This window comes from Candidatus Burkholderia verschuerenii, from assembly GCF_001189365.1.
Lineage (GTDB): Bacteria > Pseudomonadota > Gammaproteobacteria > Burkholderiales > Burkholderiaceae > Caballeronia > Caballeronia verschuerenii.
This window is the reverse complement of the sequence record NZ_LFJJ01000299.1, coordinates 1-3798: the sequence shown is the minus strand read 5'-3', so window position 1 is coordinate 3798 and position 3798 is coordinate 1. Positions and strand designations below refer to the sequence as shown.

Sequence of the window (3798 nt, the reverse complement as noted above, 5' to 3'; positions counted from 1 at the left end):
TGCAGCCCGGCATTGAGCAAGGCGTTGTCCAATCGTTACTTCCGTTCGCTGGGCCTGCCGTCGGTCGGTCCAGCGCCGATCAACTGATCCGAACCGCCGTGTACGGACCCGTACGCACGGTGGTGTGAGAGGGGTCGGGCCGCGAGGCCTGCCCCTATCCCGATCCATTGCAACAGACGAAGGTGGTGAAATGCGCGAGTTTCCGCTCATCGAAGTGAGGCCCTATCAGGCGAGCGATCTCGACGGCGTAATCGATGTGTTCCTGCGCGCCGTGCGCGAGATCGCATCGGACGATTACAACTCGAAGCAGATCGAGTCGTGGGCGCAAGTCGACCGCGAGGAATGGGCGATCGCCCGCATGAACCGCCCGACCTGGGTGGCGATGTCCGACGACAAGATCGCCGGTTTTATCGATCTGCACACGAACGGCCTAATCGACATGCTGTTCGTCAATCCGGATTTCGCGCGCAAGGGCGTGGCGACGTCGCTGCTCGCGCGCGTCGAGGCGGAAGCCGGCGAGGCTCGCCTGCGCGTGCTGCATACGTACGCGAGCATTACCGCGCATTCGTTCTTCGAAAAGTGCGGTTTCACCACGCTGTTGACGCGCAACGTCAGCGTGCGCGACCAGAAGTTCATCCAGTGCGTGATGGAAAAAATGCTCTGATGCTGTCTAGACAAGTTTCCATCAACAAGGCTCGATCTAGGAAAATCACCTAGATTGTCTTGTTTCGGCACGTGCGCGCGTTTAGACTGACGCCTGACTTGTATAGACAGGAACGATCATGATCACGCTCACGCCCGGCAAACTCACGCTGCCGCAACTGCGCCGCATCGCGCGCGGCTCGGACCCGCTTCGTCTCGATCCCGCCAGCTTCGACGCGATCGACGCCAGCGCTCGCGCCGTTGCCGAGATCGCCGCGAAAGGGCATCCGGCATACGGCATCAACACGGGTTTCGGGCGGCTCGCCAATACGCACATTCCCACCGATCAGCTCGAATTGCTGCAGCGCAATCTCGTGCTGTCGCATGCGGTGGGCGTCGGCGAGCCGATGTCCCGTCCGGTCGTGCGGCTATTGATGGCGCTCAAGCTGTCGAGCCTCGGGCGCGGTCATTCCGACATTCGCCGCGAGGTCATCGACGCGCTGATCACGCTGTTCAACGCCGATGTGCTGCCGATCATCCCGGTCAAGGGTTCGGTCGGCGCGTCCGGCGATCTCGCTCCGCTCGCGCATATGTCGACGGTGCTGCTCGGTCTCGGCGAAGTGACGATTCGCAGCGAACGCGCCAGCGCCGTCGATGGCCTCGCGGTCGCCGGGCTCGCGCCGCTTACCTTGCAGGCCAAGGAAGGGCTCGCGCTGCTCAACGGCACGCAGGCATCGGCGGCGCTCGCCTTGTACAACCTGTTCGCGATCGAAGACCTGTTCCGCACCGGACTGGTGGCGGGCGCGCTGTCCGTCGATGCCGCCGCCGGCTCGGTCGTTCCGTTCGATGCACGCATCCACGAGCTGCGCGGCCATCGCGGGCAGATCGAAGCGGCGGCCGCGTACCGCACGCTGCTGAAGGGTTCGGGCATCAATCTGTCGCACGTCGATTGCGAGAAGGTGCAGGATCCGTACAGCCTGCGCTGTCAGCCGCAGGTGATGGGCGCGTGTCTCGACCAGATGCGTCACGCGGCCGACGTGCTGCTGATTGAATCGAACGCGGTTTCCGACAATCCGCTGATCTTCCCGGATACCGGCGAAGTGCTCTCGGGCGGCAATTTCCACGCGGAACCGGTGGCCTTCGCCGCCGACAATCTCGCGCTCGCCGCCGCCGAAATCGGCGCGCTGGCCGAACGCCGCATCGCGCTTTTGATCGACGCGACGCTGTCCAGCCTGCCGCCGTTCCTGGTGCGCGACGGCGGCGTCAATTCCGGCTTCATGATCGCGCATGTGACGGCGGCTGCGTTGGCATCGGAGAACAAGACGCTGGCGCATCCGGCCTCGGTCGATTCGCTGCCGACGTCGGCGAATCAGGAAGATCACGTGTCGATGGCGACGTTCGCCGCGCGCAAGCTCGGCGATATCGCTAGCAACACGGCGAACATTCTCGCGATCGAGTTGCTCGCGGCGGCGCAGGGCGTCGATCTGCGCGCGCCGCATCGCACCAGCGCGCCGCTCGCCGCGATCATGGAAACGCTGCGCGCGCATGTGCCGCATTACGATCTCGACCGCTACTTCGCGCCGGATATCGCGGCGATCGCCTCGCTCGTGCAGGCGGGCGTCGTTGCCGAGCACAGCCCGTTCGCGTTCGCATCGGAAGCGGCGGATGCGCGCGCATGAGCACGCCGGCGTATCAGGAGATCAAGGACTACATTCTGCGACGCATCCACGGCGGCGAATGGAAGGAGAGCGATCAGGTGCCCTCCGAAAACGAGCTGGCGCGCGAGTTCAAGGTTGCGCGCATGACCGTGAACCGGGCGTTGCGCGAGCTGACTTCCGAGCAGGTGCTGACGCGCGTGCAGGGCGCGGGCACCTTCGTCGCGCAGCCGAAATACGCGTCGACGCTGGTCGAGATTCGCAGCATTTCCGACGAGATCGCGGCGCGCGGCCATGTGTATCGCGCGCAGGTGCTGCATCTCGGCGCGTCGATCGTCGATGAACATCTGGAAGCGGAAATGCATCTTGCGCTGGGCAGTCCGGTGTTTCATTCGCGCGTGCTGCACTTCGAGAACGACGAACCGGTGCAGATGGAAGAGCGTTTCGTCAATCCCGCGCTCGCGCCCGAATACGCGCGTCAGGACTTCACGACGATTACGCCGAATCAGTATCTGATGGTCGCCGCGCCGTTGCAGCGGGTCGAATACCGCATCGAGGCGTCGATGCCGGCAACCGAAATCCGCGATGCGCTGACGATGAAACCATCGGAGCCGTGTTTGCTGCTGCATCGGCGAACCTGGTCGCGGGATGCGGTGGCGTCGGTCGCCAACCTCTGGCACATCCCGGCGATCGCCATCAATTTACCGGACACTTCTGATCCGCGATTCTGGCGCGACGATGGCAATTGACTTACTTGGCGGTAGTGAGGGAAATCGGGGGACCGTCGTTTTTGCGCTGTTCCCGCGTTGTCGTTGCTCTAAAAAATACAAATAAAACAACTAGATAGGCGCAACGCTCGGGCCGGCAAACAGGCTGGTCCAGCCAATACCCCGCCGAATTCATCATTGCAAGCCGAACAATTATGTTTCGTGCAAATCGGGGTTTTCCCGAGGTCGCGGGCCTCCTACACTGTTTTCAAGCGAAACGAAATCAGAAACCGCTTAAAGAATTGAGCGATTCCCGAATTCGGTTTCGATTCCAAAAACAAAGTACTGGAGGTTCATCATGATCAAGGCATTCGTTCCCGCTCTCGTTATCGCTTCGGCTCTGGCCGCTCCGACCTTCGCTTTCGCACAAGACAACAACGGTGCGCTGACCCGTTCGGAAGTCCGCAGTCAACTGGTTCAACTGGAAAAGGCGGGTTACAACCCGTCGTCGGATCGCGTCGACTATCCGAAGAACATTCAGGCCGCCGAAGCGCGCGTGAATGCCGATCAAGGCAACGGCTTATGGCGCATCGACGTCCGGCACGGTGAGCTCGGGTGCGCCGCGTGCGAACCTGAACATGTCGGATCGCAACTCGGTGTACTTCGGTCACTAGGCTCTGTTCACATTTGAAGAAATGTGTTTACATCTCATCTTTTGCGTAAGCGATCAAGATGAGTCGAATGTTGCTGACCGATGAGATATGGGGACGACTGGAGTCCATTGTTCCGGGTAA

3 protein-coding genes and 1 pseudogene are annotated in these 3798 nt (G+C 61.8%); all 4 read left to right on the top strand.

The genetic code is table 11. The features are described from left to right. Window positions 1-190: 190 nt before the first annotated feature. Entirely contained in the window at window positions 191-664 is a 474-nt protein-coding gene (locus BVER_RS28125) for a GNAT family N-acetyltransferase (RefSeq protein WP_050456042.1), read from the top strand. Between the two features lie 118 nt (window positions 665-782). Then, window positions 783-2321, top strand: coding sequence for a histidine ammonia-lyase (gene hutH / locus BVER_RS28120; protein ID WP_050456041.1), 1539 nt, complete (start codon window positions 783-785; stop codon window positions 2319-2321). Further along, window positions 2318-3015 (top strand): annotated as a pseudogene (hutC, locus tag BVER_RS28115) (histidine utilization transcriptional repressor HutC). Before hutH ends, hutC begins: the two are co-directional and overlap by 4 nt. Window positions 3016-3362: 347 nt before the next feature. Continuing rightward, window positions 3363-3695: a DUF4148 domain-containing protein gene (locus tag BVER_RS28110; RefSeq protein WP_332309160.1), complete on the top strand. Its 333-nt coding sequence runs from the start codon at window positions 3363-3365 to the stop codon at window positions 3693-3695. The last annotated feature ends 103 nt before the right edge of the window (window positions 3696-3798 follow it).

Excerpts from the sequence above, each read along its gene's own strand:
- BVER_RS28125 (WP_050456042.1), top strand. The coding sequence starts at position 191 with ATGCGCGAGTTTCCGCTCATCGAAGTGAGGCCCTATCAGGCGAGCGAT.
- hutH (WP_050456041.1), top strand. The coding sequence starts at position 783 with ATGATCACGCTCACGCCCGGCAAACTCACGCTGCCGCAACTGCGCCGC.
- BVER_RS28110 (WP_332309160.1), top strand. The coding sequence starts at position 3,363 with ATGATCAAGGCATTCGTTCCCGCTCTCGTTATCGCTTCGGCTCTGGCC.